19 protein-coding genes and 1 tRNA gene are annotated in these 19307 nt (G+C 59.5%); 9 read left to right on the plus strand and 11 right to left on the minus strand.

The window, feature by feature from the left end; all coding sequences use genetic code 11:
- Positions 1 to 111 precede the first annotated feature (111 nt).
- The 4 genes from ACKWRH_RS32075 to tnpA all read right to left on the minus strand — a co-directional run bounded on the left by ACKWRH_RS32075 (position 112) and on the right by tnpA (position 2806).
- Positions 112 to 351, minus strand: coding sequence for a hypothetical protein (locus ACKWRH_RS32075; RefSeq protein WP_445216769.1), 240 nt, complete (start codon positions 349 to 351; stop codon positions 112 to 114).
- The gene (gene tnpC, locus ACKWRH_RS32080) at positions 348 to 1997 is read right to left on the minus strand and encodes an IS66 family transposase (protein WP_445216770.1); all 1650 of its coding nucleotides are present in this window, start codon (positions 1995 to 1997) and stop codon (positions 348 to 350) included. The genes ACKWRH_RS32075 and tnpC overlap by 4 nt, the downstream gene beginning before the upstream one ends.
- Before the next feature lie 69 nt (positions 1998 to 2066).
- On the minus strand, positions 2067 to 2414 hold the full coding sequence (tnpB, locus tag ACKWRH_RS32085) for an IS66 family insertion sequence element accessory protein TnpB (protein ID WP_445216771.1): 348 nt from the start codon (positions 2412 to 2414) through the stop codon (positions 2067 to 2069).
- Positions 2411 to 2806 (minus strand): IS66-like element accessory protein TnpA, encoded by a 396-nt coding sequence (gene tnpA / locus ACKWRH_RS32090; protein WP_445216772.1) that lies wholly within the window; start codon positions 2804 to 2806, stop codon positions 2411 to 2413. Before tnpA ends, tnpB begins: the two co-directional genes overlap by 4 nt.
- Here tnpA and ACKWRH_RS32095 point away from each other — a divergent pair.
- Entirely contained in the window at positions 2687 to 3256 is a 570-nt protein-coding gene (locus ACKWRH_RS32095) for a hypothetical protein (protein WP_445222634.1), read from the plus strand. The genes tnpA and ACKWRH_RS32095 overlap by 120 nt on opposite strands.
- Before the next feature lie 414 nt (positions 3257 to 3670).
- Here ACKWRH_RS32095 and ACKWRH_RS32100 read toward each other — a convergent pair whose 3' ends face one another.
- Positions 3671 to 5254 (minus strand): winged helix-turn-helix domain-containing protein, encoded by a 1584-nt coding sequence (locus tag ACKWRH_RS32100; RefSeq protein ID WP_445216773.1) that lies wholly within the window; start codon positions 5252 to 5254, stop codon positions 3671 to 3673.
- 438 nt (positions 5255 to 5692) lie between these two features.
- On the opposite strand from ACKWRH_RS32100, the gene ACKWRH_RS32105 reads away from it, so the two are divergent.
- The 3 genes from ACKWRH_RS32105 to ACKWRH_RS32115 all read left to right on the plus strand — a co-directional run bounded on the left by ACKWRH_RS32105 (position 5693) and on the right by ACKWRH_RS32115 (position 10288).
- The gene (locus ACKWRH_RS32105; RefSeq protein WP_445216774.1) at positions 5693 to 7045 is read left to right on the plus strand and encodes an alpha/beta fold hydrolase; all 1353 of its coding nucleotides are present in this window, start codon (positions 5693 to 5695) and stop codon (positions 7043 to 7045) included.
- 324 nt (positions 7046 to 7369) lie between these two features.
- On the plus strand, positions 7370 to 8590 hold the full coding sequence (locus tag ACKWRH_RS32110; RefSeq protein WP_445216775.1) for a hypothetical protein: 1221 nt from the start codon (positions 7370 to 7372) through the stop codon (positions 8588 to 8590).
- 669 nt (positions 8591 to 9259) lie between these two features.
- Entirely contained in the window at positions 9260 to 10288 is a 1029-nt protein-coding gene (locus ACKWRH_RS32115) for a transglycosylase (protein WP_445216776.1), read from the plus strand.
- An 822-nt stretch (positions 10289 to 11110) separates the two neighbouring features.
- Here the strand turns inward: ACKWRH_RS32115 and ACKWRH_RS32120 are convergent.
- A complete protein-coding gene (locus tag ACKWRH_RS32120) occupies positions 11111 to 11383 on the minus strand; it encodes a hypothetical protein (protein WP_445216777.1) in 273 nt (90 codons plus the stop codon).
- A 291-nt stretch (positions 11384 to 11674) separates the two neighbouring features.
- Here ACKWRH_RS32120 and ACKWRH_RS32125 point away from each other — a divergent pair, with 291 nt between their 5' ends.
- Positions 11675 to 12019 carry a hypothetical protein gene (locus tag ACKWRH_RS32125; RefSeq protein ID WP_439035030.1) on the plus strand — a complete coding sequence of 115 codons (345 nt, stop codon included), beginning with the start codon at positions 11675 to 11677 and terminating at the stop codon, positions 12017 to 12019.
- 118 nt (positions 12020 to 12137) lie between these two features.
- Here the strand turns inward: ACKWRH_RS32125 and ACKWRH_RS32130 are convergent, their stop codons facing one another.
- The 5 genes from ACKWRH_RS32130 to ACKWRH_RS32150 all read right to left on the minus strand — a co-directional run bounded on the left by ACKWRH_RS32130 (position 12138) and on the right by ACKWRH_RS32150 (position 14726).
- Positions 12138 to 12449 (minus strand): methyltransferase family protein, encoded by a 312-nt coding sequence (locus ACKWRH_RS32130; protein WP_445222507.1) that lies wholly within the window; start codon positions 12447 to 12449, stop codon positions 12138 to 12140.
- Between the two features lie 406 nt (positions 12450 to 12855).
- Positions 12856 to 13110: a hypothetical protein gene (locus tag ACKWRH_RS32135; RefSeq protein WP_445216778.1), complete on the minus strand. Its 255-nt coding sequence runs from the start codon at positions 13108 to 13110 to the stop codon at positions 12856 to 12858.
- Positions 13111 to 13697: 587 nt separating this feature from the next.
- Positions 13698 to 13773, minus strand: a tRNA-Thr gene (locus tag ACKWRH_RS32140).
- Positions 13774 to 13878: 105 nt separating this feature from the next.
- Positions 13879 to 14247, minus strand: a complete 369-nt coding sequence (locus tag ACKWRH_RS32145) for a hypothetical protein (RefSeq protein WP_445216779.1) — start codon at positions 14245 to 14247, stop codon at positions 13879 to 13881.
- A gap of 227 nt (positions 14248 to 14474) precedes the next feature.
- Positions 14475 to 14726 carry a DUF3551 domain-containing protein gene (locus ACKWRH_RS32150; RefSeq protein ID WP_445216780.1) on the minus strand — a complete coding sequence of 84 codons (252 nt, stop codon included), beginning with the start codon at positions 14724 to 14726 and terminating at the stop codon, positions 14475 to 14477.
- 797 nt (positions 14727 to 15523) lie between these two features.
- Between ACKWRH_RS32150 and ACKWRH_RS32155 the strand changes: the two genes are divergently transcribed.
- The 4 genes from ACKWRH_RS32155 (at position 15524) to ACKWRH_RS32170 (ending at position 19282) form a co-directional block, all read left to right on the plus strand.
- Positions 15524 to 15739, plus strand: a complete 216-nt coding sequence (locus ACKWRH_RS32155; protein WP_445216781.1) for a hypothetical protein — start codon at positions 15524 to 15526, stop codon at positions 15737 to 15739.
- Positions 15740 to 15819: 80 nt separating this feature from the next.
- Entirely contained in the window at positions 15820 to 16101 is a 282-nt protein-coding gene (locus ACKWRH_RS32160) for a hypothetical protein (protein ID WP_445216782.1), read from the plus strand.
- A gap of 13 nt (positions 16102 to 16114) precedes the next feature.
- Entirely contained in the window at positions 16115 to 16795 is a 681-nt protein-coding gene (locus ACKWRH_RS32165; RefSeq protein ID WP_445216783.1) for a hypothetical protein, read from the plus strand.
- A gap of 81 nt (positions 16796 to 16876) precedes the next feature.
- Positions 16877 to 19282 carry a DUF3987 domain-containing protein gene (locus ACKWRH_RS32170; protein WP_445216784.1) on the plus strand — a complete coding sequence of 802 codons (2406 nt, stop codon included), beginning with the start codon at positions 16877 to 16879 and terminating at the stop codon, positions 19280 to 19282.
- Positions 19283 to 19307 lie beyond the last annotated feature (25 nt).

The following is a 19307-nucleotide window of genomic DNA, read 5'->3' on the forward strand; positions in this document are numbered from 1 at the left end:
TGCCTCGCATCGAGGTTGACAAGCTCCTTTGGGAGGAAGGATGGAAGCTCGCTCCCTCAGATGTTTATGAGACTAGGCATGCAGCGTATCCATTCGGCGTAGGCCGCAGGGTTACCGCCGGAGCAGTCCAGGGTTCTCTTTGTAGAACCTGATCAGCTCGATGAGGTTTTCGATTCCGAAGTCGGTGAACGCCTGGACGCCGTCTTCTCCGACGCCATAGACCCAGATGACGCCGTCCTCGATCTCCATTTCGTTGGCGATGTCCCACAACCAGTCTTCGTCTTCGCCGAGGTCTTTCGCGACCTGGGTGATGGTGGTGGCGTGATGGACCTTGTTGACATGGCTGGTCATGCCGCTCGAGCGGAGATCGCTGATGCTGGCGTCCATTTCCAGGGCAGAAGTTCGTCCAGCCGATGAGCCGGATGGGCGGCGATCCGGGCGAGGATATCCGTAAGCCACGCCTGCGGGTCGATGCCGTTCATTTTCGCCGTGACGATGAGGCTGTACATAGCTGTGGCGCGCCGCCCTCCGCGATCAGATCCGCAGAACAGCCAGGACTTCCGTCCAAGAGCGATGCCTCGCAAGCCCCGTTCGGCGGCATTGTTGGAGAGACACACGCGTCCATCTTCCAGGAACAGCGTGAAGCTCGCCCATCGCTTCAGGATGTAGTTGAACGCCTTGGCCAGGTCGTGACCGCGAGACAGTTTGGCGAGCTTTTCGCGCATGTAGACCTCAAGGTCCTCGACCAGAGGCCGGCTCAGCGTCTGTCGCACCTCCAGACGCCCTTCGGGGCTCCTGCCATTGATGGAGCGTTCGATCTCGAACAGCGCATCGATCCGCCGCACGACCTCGATCGCGATCGGAGAGAGCGGGATTTCCTTCTTTCCGGCGCCCTTGCGCCGCGCATTCTCTTCGATGTCGGCCATGGCAAAGAATGGGCGCCTTCCATGCGACCAGCAGGCAGCTTCCCGGATCGGTCCGGGTTGGCGCCCCGCCAGATAGAGCTGGTTGTACCCGTCATAGGCGTCGGCCTGCAGGATGCCGGCATACTGGGCCAGATGCATCTGGGGATGCTCGCCCTTGCGGTCGTGCGAGTGGTAGAACATCGCTGCCGGTGGGCCCGCGCCCCCAAACGGCCGGTCGTCCCGAACGTAGATCCAGCACCGTCCCGTGTCGGTCTTGCCCTTGGCCAGCACCGGCACGGTCGTATCATCGGCATGAAGGCGCTCGGCCGCCATGACATGGGCTTCCACCAGGCGCAGCAGGGGATCCAGCGACGCACAGACCGCCCCAACGGCATCCGCCATGGTCGACAGTGCGATCGGCACGCCTTCGAGAGCATAGCGCTCGGCCTGGCGGTTTAGCGGCTGATGCTGGCCGAACTTCTCGAACATGATCATGGCCAGGAGGCTCGGGCCAGCCCATCCCCGAGCGATGGCATGGTACGGCGCCGGCGCCTGGCTGATCTTCTCGCAGTCGCGGCAGGAGAACTTCTCCCGGACCGTCTCGATCACCTTCCACTGGCGCGGCACTACTTCCAGCGTGCGCGTCACGTCCTCGCCGAGCTTGCGAAGGCGATTGCTGCCGCAGCATTCACAAGCCGTAGGTCCTTCGATCACCACCCGCTCCCGGGGAAGGTGCTCAGGGAAGGTCTGGCGCTCAGCGCGCTTGCGCGTAAATCCGCGCACCGTCGTCGTCTTCGCCAAGGCTCGTTCCGCCGCAAGCTCGTCCTCGGTGGCGTCGGCTTCCAGCTCTTCGAACGTCAGCGCCAACTGCTCGATCAGCCGCGCCGAACGTTCCGACCGTTGCCCGTAGATCTGATGCTTCAGCTTGGCGATCTGCAACTGCTGCTGGGCGATCAGCGCTTCGTCTTCCGACGCTTTCGCGCGGGCGACCGCGAGCTCGGCGGCGATCTCCAAACCCTTCGCACGCTCGACCGCCAGCGCCTCCTTCAGGGCGGCAACATCATCCGGAACAGCGTCGCGGTCGGCATCCATGCGACGCAGTGAATCACAGATTGGACGCGATGGGACTCCCCAAAATGGCAGCAACCGTAGTTTCTTCGCTCAGCCCGCACTCTGCGGTCGCCAACTCAGTTGCGGATTCCGCCAGTCGATGCCCTCGAGCATATAGGCCATCTGCGCCGCTGAGATCGATACCGCGCTGGCCGACGCCGACGGCCAGATGAACTTGCCACGATCCAGACGCTTGGCGTAGAGCGACATGCCCAGCCCATCGTGCCAAAGAATCTTGACGAGGTCACCGCGACGGCCCCGGAAGATGTAGAGATCGCCGGCATAAGGATCGCGCTTTAAGCTCTCCTGAACCGTAAGAGCCAGGCTTTGCATGCCGCGACGCATGTCGGTGTGGCCAGTGGCGATCCAAACCCTGATGCCGCTCGGAATCGGGATCATCGTCGTCGCAGGAGCTCAAGAACCCGCTGCAGCGCCTCGCTGTCGACGTCCCGGTCAACGCGCACACGACAGCCACCGCCAAGCTCGATCTCGATGATTCCAGCCCTTGCACGATGCGCAGGCGGTGAAGACACCGGTTGTGGCGCGTCGCTCGAGACCGGAACCGCCACCGGTGTGATCTCGACGGGAACGAGAGCTGGCCCGGAATCTCCGCCCAGTCGGCCCTGGCGCGCCTGTCGACGCCAAGTGAACAGCAGGCCGTGAGCCACCCCGTGCCGTCGCGCGACGCCGCAGACCGTCTCGCCAGCCTGCAAGGTCTCTTCGACAAGGCGAACCTTCTCGTCGTAACTCCATCGCCGCCGACGCTCGGCGCCCAACACATTGACCTGCATTCGCCACGTGACCTTAAAGCTAGATTTAAGGTCAAATCCTCGGGCCGCCTCTCAAATTACACAAGGCGGCCGCCGCCGGAGGGATACCATGCAGCGGCTATCGCCGGGGATAAGTGGGTCATCGAGGGACTGGGTAGCCAAGGATCGATACCGGCCCGGGTATCTAGGGCGACAGAGATTGTGCTGATCGACTTGCCTCTTTGGGTTCACTTCGCGCTGGCAGCCGAGCGTCAAGCCCGCTGGTACCATGAAGATATGCGTCCCGCCGGAATGGATGAGAAGCCACCCACGATGGCGCTATTCAGGACGATGTGGGAGGTCGATCAGCACTGGCTGCCAGCCATTCGCGACCTCTGTGGCAGGGCCGAGGAAGCAAAGAAGCTAACTCGGCTTTGTAGTCTCGAAGAAATCGATGCCTATTCGGTACAGGTAGATCGACCTGAGAGCTAGGTTGCCGCGCTCGCGCTTGCCGTCCGCTAAGTCTGAGTGAGACATGCCGACTGGGTCAAGCAAAGTCCGCCAGCAAGGTACGTTTCGAAAGGCCACCTCAGTGGGGTACTGACGTTCGAACACGGCCTAGAATAAGCAGCGCCAGAAGCGCAAAGGGCCCAATGATCAAGGCGGTCGAAAGCCAAGCCTTTGTAGATCGGCCACGGTCGCGGGCCATGTCATAGGCAGCAGGCATGCAGACCATCGCGTAGAGCTGGAAAATCAGCCACGTCGGCATGGGCAACTCCTGATTGCCATCCGATGATAGCATCGTTCGAGCTTTTGTCAGCGTCAATGTCAGTTGTTGGCCCCAAGCCGAACTCGCCAAGGCACGTTGCCGCCGCAGCCACCGCCGCTTTTGACCCATAAGCGACATCACCCCTCCGGCACGCCAGCCAAATACATCCCCTTCAAAAGCCGCCTTGACCCCGCAAGAAACGTCGGGTCGTCGGAAACTCGGAGGGTTTTCAAACGGCGGATCGTGAAGGCGGGGTCGAGTAAAAGACCTTCGTTTCTAGCTGCTACCGCGTTATCTGTTTGCCCGAGAAGCGCGAGGGCGGAAGCGTATTCGAAGTGCGCCATGGGATAGTTCGGGTTGGCTTTCAGGCTTCGGCGTAGCCACTCAGCGGCTTCACCATCGGCTTCAAGGTGCAATTTAGCTGTACCAACATAGGCCAGCCAACGAGCAATCCCTTCGTCGCGAGGAGATACACGCAGCGCTTCCTTTACGTGTGCCTCAGTCTCAGCGGGGCGACCGAGATACAGTTTGGCGATGCCGACACAAGCATGAGCCTCGGCAAAATTTGGGTTCAAAGATAGGGCATGCTCGCATTCAGCAAGTCCTTCCAATCCGCGTCTCGTACATAATCGCACGCCACCAAGAGCCAAATGAGCGGCGGCGTGCCGTGGATCGAGAGAGATAGCCTTAATCGAGGCCACTTCTGCCGTCGCAATATACCGATACGGGTCATCAACGAACACAAGGCCAGCACAGAACACATCTAACATCGCAATAGCGGCCAGTGTCTCGATGTTATCAGGTTCAAGCTTTAGGGCCCCCTCGAAGAAACCTCGCGCTTGCATTAGGCTAGTCGGGGTCCAACCTTTATTGAGTCGAGCCATCCCTTGGAAATGCAGATCTAACGCGCTTGGTTGCAAAGAACGCTCCGCTCGCCTCGCCTCGACTGCAATAAGTTGAGCATTAAGTGCGTTGGCCAATCTCGACACGATTTCGTCTTGCATTTCGAAAAGGTCGGCGAGTGGTTTGTCGAAGCGGTCGGCCCACAGATGGCTGCCTGTTTCGGTATCGACTAGTTGCACGCACACCCGAAATCGATCCCCGCTCCGCTGCACCGAACCTTCGAGCACGTAACGAACATTCAGCTCGCGGCCAATCTGCTTGAGATCGACTGCTTTGCCCTTGTAAGTAAATGCGGTGTGCCGGCCAATCACGAACGAGCCTCTGATGCGGGATAAGTCCGTGGTCAGGCTCTCGGTCACGCCGTCGGCAAAATAGTCTTGCTCGGGATCTCCACTGAGATTGGCGAACGGCAGCACAACGATAGAAAGGCGGGGTGCTGAAGGCGATGTCGCTGCGGTCACTTCACCACGCACCGCCGAACTGTCCTGCTCGACAGGGCTGGCCTGTCTTTCTTCCTGCACGGCTCCAACAAAGCGGAATCCTTTGCGCTGCAGGGTCTTTATCAGAAGCTGCTTCTCGCCGGTGTCGCCGATCGCGTTCCGGGCGGCATTAAGCCGGGTCGTCAACGCCGCCTCCGAGACGACGCGGCCATTCCAGACGGCGCTGAAGATATCGTCCTTCGTAACGACGCGTTCTCTGTTGCGGATCAGATAGTCGAGCAGATCGAAAACCTGCGGCGCGATTGGGACTACCTCGTCGCCTCGACGCAGTTCGCGACGACCCAGGTCAAACGTACAGTTTGCGAAGAGGTAGCGCACAGCCTTTCCCTTACGGTAGCCGTCTACTCCCTGAGGTGGGCAGCCGCGGTCAAGACTATGCCACGAGCGAGCGAAATGTAAGCTGCTCACGAAGTGTGCTCGGAACGGTGACCAATTCCGCTAAGTGGATGTCTGCATTTGGGCCTTAGCAGAACATCGAGGCGCCTATCGGCACGTCGGCTGTTGGCGGTAAACCGGACCAAAACACGATTGGCCGGTGATGACAGCTTGTGACCCAAAGCGGACCTGGGGCGAGGCACCGTCTTGGGTCTGCTTGTGACACCCCGAGCGGACATGAGCGGGTTACCCTTGCACGATAATAGCCAAAACCGGCCTCTAGATCGATCTCCCTTTGATTGCGTCATGTCCAAAGGTTCGCTTAGTCTGCGGAAGTCAAAGGGGTAGACCGGGCTGAATCGAGGGAATGGAGCAAAGCAATTGGGTGGCACAGCGCTACGACGAAAGCTGGCGGCAATAGTTGCAGCCGATGTCGCAGGCTATTCTCGCTTGGTAAGTCACGACGAAACTGCGACCCTAAGAAAACTTTCCGCCTATCGCCAAATCGTCGATGCGCTAATCGACGAATATGGTGGGCGGATAGCGAACACCGCCGGCGACAGCATTTTAGCCGACTTTGCAAGTGCAATAGATGCCGTTGAATGCTGCGTAGCGGTTCAGCTTCGTCTCGCCGCCGCTGAGGACGACCAACCTGAGGACCTCGCGCTTCGGTTTCGAATTGGAATTCATCTGGGCGACGTTGTCATTCAAGGGATTGATCTACTGGGTGACGGGGTCAATGTCGCAGCGCGATTAGAAAGCATAGCCGATCCCGGCGGCATCTGCATATCGGGAGCAGTCTTTGATCAGGTTGACGGCAAATTGGGCTACCCCATCGAACCTCTTGGACTTCAGCGCTTGAAGAATATCTCGCGCCCAATCGAAGCCTACAAAATACTGCTCCGGCAACGCTCAACGTCACCGCAGGCAGAAAATCCCTCTTCGTCGAAATTTGAGCAACAAATTCAGTACTGCCGATCTGCGGACGGCGTGCGGTTGGCTTACTCCGTCGTCGGTACTGGCCCTTTCCTGCTAAAATCAGCAAACTGGATCAATCATTTGGAGCTCGATTGGGAGCTACCTCTCTACCGTCATCTATTCGTAGGACTGTCTAAGCAGCACAAGCTGGTTCGCTACGACGCTCGTGGCAACGGATTGTCCGACTGGGATCAAAGTGAACTGTCGCTGGACGCCTGGGTGAGTGACATGGAGGCTGTGGCAGATGCAGCGGGCCTTATACGCTTTCCCATATTTGGGTTTTCCCAAGGTTGCGCCGTGTCGATTGCGTATGCCGTCCGTCATCCTGAACGAGTTTCTAAGCTCATTCTCTTCGGCGGTTTCGCAACCGGCAGATTTAAGAGGCCTTCCAACACGGCTACGGACCTGGAACGATACAAAGCTACGGCAACTCTCATTCGGTTGGGGTGGAGCTCTGAGGATCCTACGTTCCGACAAATGCTGGCCTCCCAGCTGATACCGGGTGCAACGAAAGAGCAAGCGGTGGCTTTCAATGAAATGCAGCGACGAAGCCTATCGGCTGAAAGCGCGGCCCGATATTATGAAACAGTAAGCAATTTCGACGTTCGTGATCTTCTTCCGCAGGTGTCCGTTCCAACACTCGTGCTCCATTTTCGTGAAGATGCAATGGTCCCGATTGAAGAGGGCCGCCTAATCGGCGCCAAAATACCAAACGCAAGGTTCGTCTCTTTGCCGGGAAGAACCATCTCCCTTTAGAAAATGACCCTGGCATGCCGCAGTTTTTCGAGGAGCTGGAATCGTTTTTGAAGACAGGCTAATTGGGTGACCGGGTGGTTTGATTGTCGGCTTCTGGCCCTGAGCTGAACACCACAAGAGCCATTGCCATGTCCGCTATTTGAGGGAAGCCGGACGTCGCCTGGCTGATGGGCTGACCGCTGCTTTCGACAAGTAGCGGACATCACCGACCGGGCTACTGGTGTCGGCCCGGCGACCTTCCGCGCGGGCATCTGCCGGCAAAATCCCAAAGCGCCCTCGACCAGACCGTGCTAAGAAACACTTGCAATCTGCAGGAGACACCCCATGGGCTATTCTGTCGTAGATCTTGGTCCGATGCAGCCACAAGGAATAAGCAATCGAGGCGACGTCATCCTGACGGGCTCCGGGTTGAACCCGCCAAACTTTGTCCGCCTCGTGGACGGCACTCTCATCACTCTTCCATCTGAAATCATAGATGTATGGGCCATCAACAACGAGCGCGTTGTCCTCGCCGGAGTGCAGGGCTCCACCGGGCGGGAATACGCGCTTTACAATCTTGAAACGAATACGAGCGAGCCGATCGCAATTCCGGGTTATCCCGCAATTGGACCCCTGGCGCTGAACAATTCCGGCGATGTGGCGGGAACAGCGGCAAAGGGCTGGAGCGTCTTGGATGATCAGAGAGGTTTTATCTTCAATCACAACACCCAGGCGGTTACTTGGGTGTTGCCAACGTTACCGTCGCAACCACCCGGATCGACGGCCTTCCTTGAATTGAAAGATATCAACGATCTTGGCCACGCGATCGGAGTTCAAGGGTGGGTACTAGGCTACGATCAGCTCGAAGTGCCCGTTTTCTACGATGGTGCAAATCTGCGCGCGGTGGCAAATCCCACCTTCCTGTCCAATGGAATTCGCATCACCAACGACGACAAGCTGTGGGTTTGGTTTTTTGGTCGGGGCGGCCCCGAAGTACAGGCAATTTACGATGCCACCACCGACACACTCACGCCATTCTCAAATGGCCAAATTCTTGACCTCAATGCTAACGGTCAAATCTTGTTTGAGCACGAATTGAACTACTATCTTCAAAGCGGAGGATTTATCACAGCAGTAAGCGATCTCTTCCCGTCCGGATCCGGTTGGAGTCTAGACTTTGCAATTCAAATGAATGATTCCGGGGCAATTGTCGGCTGGGGTGAACTACATACCAATGCTGGTTCCTCCGCCGGACATGGATTCTTATTGAGCCCCCCACCTCTCCGAATTCCGCGCGGCAAGCGGGACGATATTATCGCGATCATCCTCTGGGGCGTGATCAACTGCGGTCCCGGGGTAGCAATAATTGGGGGACATTTAGTCCGAATTCCACCTCACGGACCGCTGAACGAACTTATGGCCGCACTGCCTGAAGCCCTTCGCAACGAGCTGACGCCCTTGATCGAGGATGCGCATTTCAGGGAACCCGCCGACGTGCGAGATTTTCGCAGACGAGTCACGTCTGTAATCTCAAGCTACTCGCGCCGTACATTCGGTCGCTCATGAGGGCAGAAATGAAAAGTGCCCAAGCAACCGAACGTGCCATCGGCAAAATTATTCCTGCTCAGAATCACCGCTCATGTTCTGTGCGGCTTCCACGGGCTGGACGCTTGGTATTGTTGGGTGAACGGTGCTGCGGTTCCTCCTCTACAAGGAATAAACCCGCCCGGGGAACCTGATGGCTTCTGTGTGCTTTGATCTGTATGCCGAGGGAGATTGCGATAACGCTTTGGTCTCTGGCCGCCGCTTGCGCGGTGGCATTTAGTTTGGCCGCACTTGTCTCTCCTCACTAGCCAAGCACTTAGTATCTCATCACTAGCCAAAAGACCGCCCGGCGACCTTTTTTGTAATCGCGAAAGCGTATGACCCTAGAGCTGGATGACCAGCCCTGGAGGGGTCATTGGCAATCTTCGTTGATCGTCGGCTCGTGGCCCTTAGCTGCCTCTCTGCTCTCTAATCCTGATGTCGGCTTGCGGAATGCGAGCGGACCAGGACCGACCCACGAGCGTCTCCCGCCAGGGGCCGCTTGTGACCCAAACACATCAGATGACTGGCGAAGCAGAAAGCCTGCTCTCCTTCACCACATTTAAACCTTAAGATTCTACGAAGAGGACTCACCCACAGGCCGCAGGAACGAACAGTCTTTGTACAGGAGCCATCCGTGGACTTCAGGCAATGAAGGTTTGGCAGACCAGCTGCATCGTGGCTGTCATCGCATCCGTGGGACTTTGTCTGGCCGCCAGTAACAGACCGGCCGCGACGGTGCCGGATGTCATCCCGGAAGCTGCAGCGAACATAGCGGCTCCTGCGAACATGGTGGCGCCCGCCTTGTACGCAGAGGCATCCGCCAGACTGGCGGCAGCGCTTCGGGCAGAAAGTGCAGAGCTTGGCTCGGTGGCGTCAGCAGGTTCCGGGTCGTTGAGCACCGGAGCCGAGATCGTCGATGAACCCGTCGCGCCGAAATTGGTGTCGTTGGGACAGGATATCGTCCAACCGCTGCCGGCAGAAAGCGATGGGTCCAAAGATGCTCCGAAAGCGGCGTCGGCGCAGGATTTCCGTTATCTGGTCTACTACGTCTGGTCCGAACTGCCGCCCGCCGAGAAGCCGGCGGAGATCGTTTTGCGTGCGTTCAAGGACATTCCGGTCGGAACGCCAGCCGAAGAGATCAAGCGCGCTTCCGACGCGTTTGGTCTCGATTTCAATTTCATGATGGCGGTTGCCAAGATCGAATCCGGTTTCAACCCCAATCAGCGCACCGGGTCGTATATCGGCCTGTTTCAACTCAGCCAATATGAGTTCGGGAAGTTCGGCTTCGGGCAGATTCGCAGTCCGCGGGATAACGCCGTTGCGGCCGCCTACAAAATCATTACCGAAGGCGTCCAGTTCGAGTGGGTGACGCACCGGACGCCGGACATGAGCGATCTTTACCTGATCCATCAGCAGGGCTGGGAAGGCGCCGCTGAGCACATCAGCCGGCCCGCTCGCACCGCCTGGAAATCAATGTGCGCCACCAGCGAAGGTAAGGAGAAGGGTGAGAGGTGGTGCAAACGCGCGATCTGGGGCAATGCACTTCCGGCGTTCAAGCGCACCTGGAAATCGGTGGACAACGTGACGTCAGAGGCGTTCGTCGGGATGTGGCGCGGCCGGGTCGCCGAATTCTACACGAAATATGTGGCGACCGCCGCTGCGGCGGCAAGCCAATAATTCCCGATGTCGGCAGGGCCCTGCCACGCATGCATTGCCTTAAGCTGCCTCCGCTCATGGCTCTTCGCCGGACCTTAGCGCCCTCTCCTGCCATGTCTGCAAAGTGACCCGAACCAGACAATCGACGGGGACGAGTGTTTGGCTCGAGCCTCTTCAAAGGGCTCGTTATGCGTCCTATCTGAGCTCTCCCGACCCGTTCACTGGCTCTCTTGCCGTGCTCGAGCGTCGCCTCACAGATGCGTCTTACGAGCGATCGAGACAGGTCTCCAAGGCTCCCAAAGCGCTCTACCCGCCCCCAATCTACGGTCTTACGGTGCGGCTGTACCCCGTAGTGACGAACGGCGCTTTGACGCAACGGGAATTTTCAGCAATACTCGCCGCATGGTTGCTCTTGATGAGATTGCAGATGCCCGTCGCCGCGAAGTTGATCGCGCGCATCGACTGCGATTGGAGGGCCTGGTCGACGATATCCGGAAGGCCATAGAAGGACCCAGCAGCGCCCAAAGAGAAGGTAGCGTGGATCAGAGCGTTGCTCGCCGTCCAGGGCTAACGCACTCAAGGGTAAGCTTGAAACCGACCGCCATCTGAGGTGGCCTTAGTGCCTGCTGATCGGCTCAAATCTATCGAGTCTGGTTGCGCCCTCCCAAAGCTCAACCGCGTGCTCGTCTACAAGCAATTTGGCTCGCTCCCGAGCCTCCTCCTCGTCATGCACGTCAAGGTCGATTCGAAACGTTATGTGCCCCTCGCCGTCAATCAAGTATGCGCGAAACACTCGCATGATCCCGCTCCAAAACACCGCCTCGCTCCGAAGCAAGAACGAGTTTAGAGCCGATCTAAAATCACGTCATTATCGAAATTAGGCCCGCCAGCGTGAACCGGCGGCCGGGCCTGCTTTTCCACACCCACGACCGGCAGTACCTCGCGAGCATCCCGCGCCGCTGGGATAATTTGACTCACGCCAGCGCTGCGGTTCGATGGCATCATGACCAAGGCAGAGAACAGAGCGGCGGCGATCTGCGTCAGCGGCATCGTGCCCGCCAACGTCCTAAGCTTTTCGATTTCCTCTGCGGTCCAATCCTGCTTCCAGCGCGCCATTTTTTCCGACCTACGAATTTCGCGGTTCCAGTGAATTCACCATCGGCACACGGCTTTCCGTGAGCGCAACATCGCTTGGCACAAACTGCACTTGCCCAGGAGCGCGATGTCTCCACCATCAGTGAGCTTGCCGCCCAGGATGTTCTACCTCCAATAGCACGATTCGACGGCGGAGAGCGCTGGCCCCGGCGTACAAACAACCCCCTATATCCCCGGCGCCGGGGCCAGTTTCCGCGAGCGAAATTTCGCTCGTGTCCGCCACCAAAGTTGAGGCATCGGCGGAGTAAGAGTATGAGAAAGGTTCCGCTATTCACCTGCGCGCATTGCCGAGTGCAAGACGCGGATGTGATCAGCATTACCGTCTCCTACAAAAAGGGAGAGTCTGTCCATGGCGAGTGGCACCCAGCATGCTTCGAGCAGGTCAGGCCGACGCTGAAACGCAAGGGCGACCCCATGATCGCCATCAGCAGCAACGTACCGCCGAGCGACCCGCGTAGTCTTGATCATCCTAGCCACCGTGAACAATGGTTGGCGCTGGCCAGGGCAATCGGGCAGCATATCGCGAGAGATGAACGTAATGGCGTCAGCGGGCCGCTCATAGGAGACGTGGACCTCGACGAGGACAAGTCATCATGACATTGCCAACTCCGAAGCCTGATGATGGCACGACCCTCGGCCTTGCCATGGGCGTCGTCGAAGAATGACGATCTTGCCGAGCCCGGCGCGCCGGTCTTCAGTGCCTCGCCTAGGCTAGTCAACGCAAAACGCTGTCCCGTTGCTCTGTCAGGATTCCCAGGCTCGCTAGAGTGCGCATCAATCGATGCAGTGATGGTGCATGCGCCTGCATCGGACCAGCGAGTTCCAAAGCGCTCTTCGGCCCAGAAGCGAGCTGATCGGCTAATCCCACCTTCGCAGCGACGCAAACGGTTCTCGCTTTGCCAAGAAGTGACGCATATTCCGACTCCGTTAATTGAGTACGGTGTCCGCTCTGTTCGGTTTTCGACACTGGAAACCGCGTTCTGCCGTGCTCCGCGCCTGCCCACACGTTTCCGCGCCTCGGCCGCACAGACAAAGCAACTAGCCGGGAGGCCTATCAGTGCGCTCGACAGGCCGGGCCTTACGGCAGCGACCCTCGAAACTCTGCGACACCAATATTCCGAGCGAATATCGCGGCAATCAGGAGGACGAGCATCGCGACGGCAAGTCCATTCAAGATCGCAGACAGATATCGATTAAACCAATAGCGCATCATTACTGCCCCCATGCGCATCGCCCTGCCCGCTGCAACTTGCGTCGTTGAGCCGTTAGGCGATTTGGTGGCACAGCGATGGCATGGCTCCGAAATTGCGCGGCTTGCGGCCCCGCCAATTTGCAGGCTTCGTTGGAGTGGCTACGGCGATGTCGGTGATGTCGCCCATGTTGGCGCGCCTGAGATCACGCAGGCCCTTGATCTGATCACCCGACATAGCTCCTCACGACGGAAGCTTTCCATCCCTGCTGTTTGATGATCGCGCGCGCCTCGTCGTCGCTGTTGCCGAGAGCGCGTTGCGCAGGATCGGCGCCGCGGTCAGGACGACGCCGTGACGGCTGACGAAGCCCGCGACGAAATGCCTCGCCCTCACGCGAACCAGCAGCTCGTTCACGGCTTTTCCCACACGATCAGCAGTACCGCGACGGCCAGCACGGTGAAAAGACCAGATAATCGCTTTAAAGAGCAGCTCGCGCATCGCCGTGCCAAAAAGGCGGCTCCAGCCATAATGGAAGCCGGAGCCGCGAAGTCACGCTTGCAAAGCACCTCGGGTACGACGTCATGTCCGACCCCGAAGCACGATTCAAATGCTGCTCGATTGCCGAGGTTCCCCGTGATGTCCCTCTGGAGACGGCTACAACCGAAGTTAATGCGCAGCTTGACATTTGTTAGATGCGCGAATGCTCGCAAAGTGGAAGGTCGCGTCGGCGCGCGGGGGAGCGCGCTCGCGGCCCCGGCATCCCGACCCCTCTCCTCCCGGATGCCTGGGGCCGACGCGCACTGATTGCGATGTGCCTTGTCGGCCACACGTCCGACTAAACCGAGACCGTTTGTCGGGTTTCGTACAGACGCGCCAGCGCCATTTATTCAGCCTGTCAGCGGACGGGTGTTGATCGGCGGATCAGCCCGGTGGTTTTCCTCCAAGAGCCACCGGGTTTTCCCCCCGGTCTGTGGCGAGGACTGACGGCGCTGTCGGATAATGATCTTCATTTCAAAATTGCCGTCGTGGGCCTGGGCGCGTTTTCGACCGTCCTGGCGATCACGCTGATATTTTCTCTCTGAGCGTGGAGCCCGCGGCCGGGATCGAACCGGCGACCATCCGCTTACAAAGCGAGCGCTCTACTACTGAGCTACGACGGGCAAGGTGCATACAGCTGGCGATAGCTCCATTAGAGGAACCTGCTGCCACGGGGGGTGAACTGGCGCTGCTGAGCCATCGCCTCACCGGAGGCGAGCAGCACCGCGATCAGCCTCCTAATTTGGACCTCCCGAACGTCTTGTCCGTCTTCAGCAGGAACAGACCCTCGTTGCGGTCATCATCGTAGAACCCGATCCAGTAGTATTCCCGCTGGTCAGGCGGTCTCTCGCCGACGCAGACGAACGTCGCGCGATACTCGACATCGCCCCGTGTCGGCCGTTGCGGCCTCAGCCCGACAAGTCTGCACCCAGCCTTCCCAGCCTCGTAGTGAAACCCGCGCGCGGCGATCTGGATGCCTTCCTCATCCTTCCTGCAGTGCTTCATCATGTGCGGCTCGCCGCACCATCGGCCGTGAAACATCGAAGGCATCTCGGCGGCGTCGGCGGCGTTCGCGGCGAGCAGCAGCAGGCCGCCCAACAGGATGGTCCTCATCAGTGATGACCCTTGTATCAGCTTGCCGCGCTACGGACGGATATATGTTTAGGGTAAGACCTTAACGAGTTCTTACTACCCCGAGAGTTGAGCCCGCGGCCGGACCCGAGCCCGCGCCGCTTACAAGGCAGCTGCTCTACCTCTAAGCTACGACGGGCAAACTCCTGCGCCCCGGTGGAGCGCATCATCGTCAAGAGATAATCAAAGGCGGCTCAGTAAAAGCGGCCGCCGGATGACCTCGGCTGCGCTCGGTTCCAATAAGGGTTGACCAGGCACATTGCTGCACGGCCACTCGCACTCGCTTGGCACTGATCCCATGTCGTGTAGGAGCAGTCGAAGTAGGTGCCGCCACCCCACTTCCAAACCTGAAGACAGACTGGGAAGTTCGGATCGTACGTTTGAGCTTTAGCCGGGGTCATCACCAGGATCGCCGCACTGAGGAATATCCAACGGAGCTTCCGCATCGCCACCTCCTCTTTGCCCTGTCCTTCGCTGCGCAAGATATCCCTGCGCGGCGGTGAGCGCCTGTTCCATCGACTTGGTGCCGTTCACGGCTCTGCGACCGGCATTGTCGTCGTAGGTAGAAGAAACTCGAACCGGCGACCATCCGCTTACAAAACGCGCTCTACCACTGAGCTACGACGGGCAGCGCAAAAATTACACTGCTAGCGCCCTCGAGGATTTGCCTATCTAACCGGTACCGGTACCCAGTCGCTTTCAATCCCGACTAGCGCCCCCCGAGGCCCCCCCCTTCAGCGACCGCTCTCCACCGCGAGGGATGCCAGTATCGTTGAGGCGCGCGCATGGCGGTCTGACGCGTCCCAGCGCTCCACATGGTCTTCGCAGAGAAGCGCTGCAACAAAATCGAATCGGAGGCGACGACATCCCCGGCACTCGTGACCTTGCATAGGTCTGCAAGACTCATCACTCGCGGATACAGCAAAAATGAATCGCTGCGATTCCGTAAACGCGGATCGTACAGATTCTAAACGGTGGTTCGACGAGATACGCAAAAAACATCCGCGACAGCAGAATGAAGATCAGACGACCTATGCTGCACGTCTGCACACTTTAATGCAGAAGGCGGATGTGACCACAGTCTGGCCGCTTAAGACACTGCGGCGCCGTCTTTACAGATAGATTGCCGAACAAGCGCTGCGACCTGATGAGTTGCAGCGATTTTGCAGCGATTTTCTGCGTGCGAAAAGTGCGCAATTGCGCTAGGTGACTTGCGCACTTTGCTCACGGCATTCTCGGCGGCATGAAAACAAATGCCACCACCTCAACGCAGTATGCCGCTGACCTGACGCCACTGGAGCTGCGGAAGAAGATCCCGGTTCGAGAAGCCGCCGCGCTGAATGACCTTTCGGAGGCTAGCTTTCGGCGCCACTACAGGCATCTGATCCGCAAGATTACGCCCCGCCGCGACACTGTCGAGCTTGGCGACGCGATCAACCTACCACCTAAGCCGACTTAAACGAAAACGCCCCCGGAGCTGAGGCCGCCGGGGGCGTTTTTGTCTTTGGCCTCGTCCACTGGCAATGAACGGAGGAACCAATGCGCAGGCTATCACTCCCACGTCGCGATCACAATGAGGGCAACGGCTGGCGGAAGAGCGAATCAGCTGGTTCCGACTATGCTGCGAGCCGCACTGCACCCGATGCACAGGTGTCTGCCCAAGGCGACACCGAGGAAATCCTCAAGGCAGAGATGCTGGCGCTCAAAACGGATGTCGAGCGAGAAACCTTAGAAAGCAAACAGAGGTCGAACCATCTCACCGCACGGATTTCTTTTCTCAAGCACCGCCTGGAAATGTTCGAACGCAAGATCAACCGGTAGAAAGGAAAGAGCAATGAACGCGATTGCACAAGGCAAGAACTCATTGGTCCCTGTCGATGGCTGGGATGACACGGCTGCAGAAGCCGAAGCGCGGGTCATCCGCGGCTTGCTGCTCAAGTTTTCGGAAGCCCGTTGGTTTATCGGCAAGGAAAGCGAGCCGGTGAAGGAAAGCCGCCAGCTCGTGGCCGTGGCCACCGCAGCCGCTTGGGTGAGGTGGCAGGGCGGCAAGCCGAGCGAGTACCGCCTGCGCGAGCCAGGAGTGCCCATGCCGGAGCGCGAACAGCTGGGTGATTGCGATCGGGAATCCTGGGAGAGCGGCTCGGACGGGCAGCCCCGTGATCCCTGGCAGAGCACCCGCCTTGTGCACTTGATCGATCCGCACACTGCCGAGGCCTTCACCTTCTCCACGTCGAGTGTGGGAGGCATCGAATGTGTGGTCAATCTTGCCGATCAGATCAAGCGCATGCGGAACACGCACCCCAACGCGGTACCGCTGGTCGAACTGGGCGCCGCGCCGATGAAGACAAAGCATGGCCGAAAGTCGAAGCCGGTACTGAGGGTAGTCGGCTGGAAGAATGCGGTGAATGTCGCGTTCGACCAGCAGGACCAGCTGTTGCCGTCCCCTGCGCCTGAGACACCGGCACAGGTCGCGGCGATCCGCGGCCATGACATGGATGATGACATCCCGTTCTAACGGAAGTTGCGATGGGAGCGGCAAAAGATTTTTCCGCTCCCGCTCTCTTGGATGATTTTTCCACTCCGTCGAGCACTTGCCATGGCGATGCACCAGGAGAATCTCGGCGCTGCGTTGACGCTCGCTTCCGCCGGCATCAAGATCTTTCCTGCCGGATTTGACAAGCGTCCGCTGTTGCAAGGATGGCGCGAGGCGGCGACATGTGACTCAGACCAGATCTCCACGTGGTTTGAGCGCGCAGCGGCGCTTCCGGCGATCCCGTGTGGGCCAAACAATCTCCTTGTGATCGATTGTGATCGTCACGGCGACGACGCTGATGGCGTCGCCGGCTTCAAATCCCTCATCACTGAGCGTGGCGCGCTGCCGCTCCATGTGCCCCTTGTGAAGTCGCCCAATGGCGGCGTGCATGTGTATTTTAGGCAACCGGACGGGGAGGCGCTTGGCAACGGGCGCGGCTCATTGCCCCCCGGGATCGACGTGCGGGGGGTCGGCGGCTTCGTTGTTGGACCTGGCGCACAACTGCCGGACGGGCGCGGCTGGACACTGGTGCCGGAACGCACCGCGATCAAGGATGCGCCGCCCCTCCCGCTATGGCTCGCAGCTATGTTGCGTCCGCCGTCCCCCACGCAGGTGCGCCGTAGCGATGCGCAGACAACCGACCAGCGCGGCCGCGCCTACGCCTTGGCGACACTCGATGGCGTCGAAGTTGAGCTCGCCGCCGTGCCGGCTGGTGAACGGAACGAGCGCATCTACAAGACGGCATTCCGTCTCGCGACCATGGCGGCGCGAGGCTGGCTGACGCAGAGCGACATCATCGCGACGCTGGAGCGGGCCTGTGAGGGCAACCTGTATCTGCGCGAACACGGACGCGGCGCAACGATGAAAACGATCGAGAGTGGCATCCGCGACGGTCTCAGCGTTCCGCATGGAGATCTTGAGGGTCGCGATAATGGAGCAAGCCATTCTGCGAGCGGTAGGACGGAACCCAAGAAAGAGCAGGCGAAGGAGCGGCTGCACACCCTGCGGACCACCGGTGATTGGGACGACCCCGATATGTCGATCCTGGATAACCGCCGGGGCGAGCTGCCGGACCTGCCGATGGCCGCCTTTCCGCAGAGCCTGCACCGCTGGATGACGGATGCTGCGCACGGTGCGGGAGTGACGGTTGAGCACATCGCGTTGACGCTGCTCGGTATCAGTTCAGGCCTGATCGGGGTTGCGCGCAGGGTGCAGGCCACCCGCGCATGGCAGCAGCCTGTGACGTGCTGGACCTGCCTGATCGGCGTCTCCGGCTCGGGCAAGACGCCATCGCTCGACGTTGTCAAGCGGGCGCTCATGGTCGTGGATCGCAACAGGAAAGACGACAACATTGTGCGCCGGCTGGAGCACGAGACCCGCGCCGAGCACGCCAAGGCCGCACTCAAGAAATGGAAGGATGAGCTGTCCGCGGCCGTGGAGACTGGACAGCCGCCTCCGGTCAAGCCGATAGAGGCACAGGACGTGCCCGCGTTCGTGATCCCGCGCCTCTACGTCTCCGACTGCACAATCGAACGGTTGGCGCCACTGCTCGAGGCGCGGCCGCGAGGAGTTATCTACGTGGCTGATGAACTGGCTCGACTCTTCATGAACCTTGAGCGTTACAGCGGCGGTTCGGATCGCGCATTCTGGCTCGAAGCCTGGGACGGCAACAGCTTCATCGTCGAGCGCTTCGCTCGACCTGCGGTGATCCTGCCTCATCTTCTCGTCGGCGTCGTCGGTGGTTTCCAGCCGGATCTGCTGGCGCGCAGTTTTGCCGGTGACTGCGACGGCATCTATAGTCGTTTCCTTTATGCCTGGCCGCAAGAAGCGCCCTTCCGCGAGCCGACCGACGACGCCGATGAAGTCGATCCCGAGATCATCAATGCCTTCGGACGGTTGGCAAACCTCCCGGCTGGAGAAGAAAGTGCGTTCGGGCCGCGAAGCGTTCCACTGACTGCAGACGCCCGGCGTGAATTCGCGCAGTTTGCGCAATTCGCGCATCAGGGGAGGCTGCAGCTTGAGGGGCGCGACCGCGAATACTGGTGCAAGGGGACGGCGCACGTGTTGCGACTGTCCGGCACGCTGTGCTTTCTGGAATGGGCTTGGCTCGGCGGGGCCGAGCCGCAGGCGATCGAGGCGCGGCAAGTCCAGAGCGCGGTCTCTCTGTGGAAAGACTACCTGTGGCCGCACGGGCGCGCCGCATTGCGTCTCGTCGGGCTCACCGAGAAGCATGGAGACGCGCGGACCGTGCTGCGCTGGTTGCATGCGAGTAAAAAGACGATCATCTCACGCGAGGAGGTGCGACGCGAGGCATTGGCCCAACGGCTTGATGCCGGCGAGACGCAGGTGCTGCTCGACCTACTGGTGCGCGCCGGCTGGCTTCGGGAGGCCCCTGTTAAGGTGTCGGTACCGGGACGGCCGCCCCGGCGGTGGGAGGCCAACCCACGTCTCTTTGAGGTCCTTCTCTAAAGCGGAAATTGCGGGAAATGCAGAA

The organism is Bradyrhizobium sp. Pa8, from assembly GCF_052588265.1.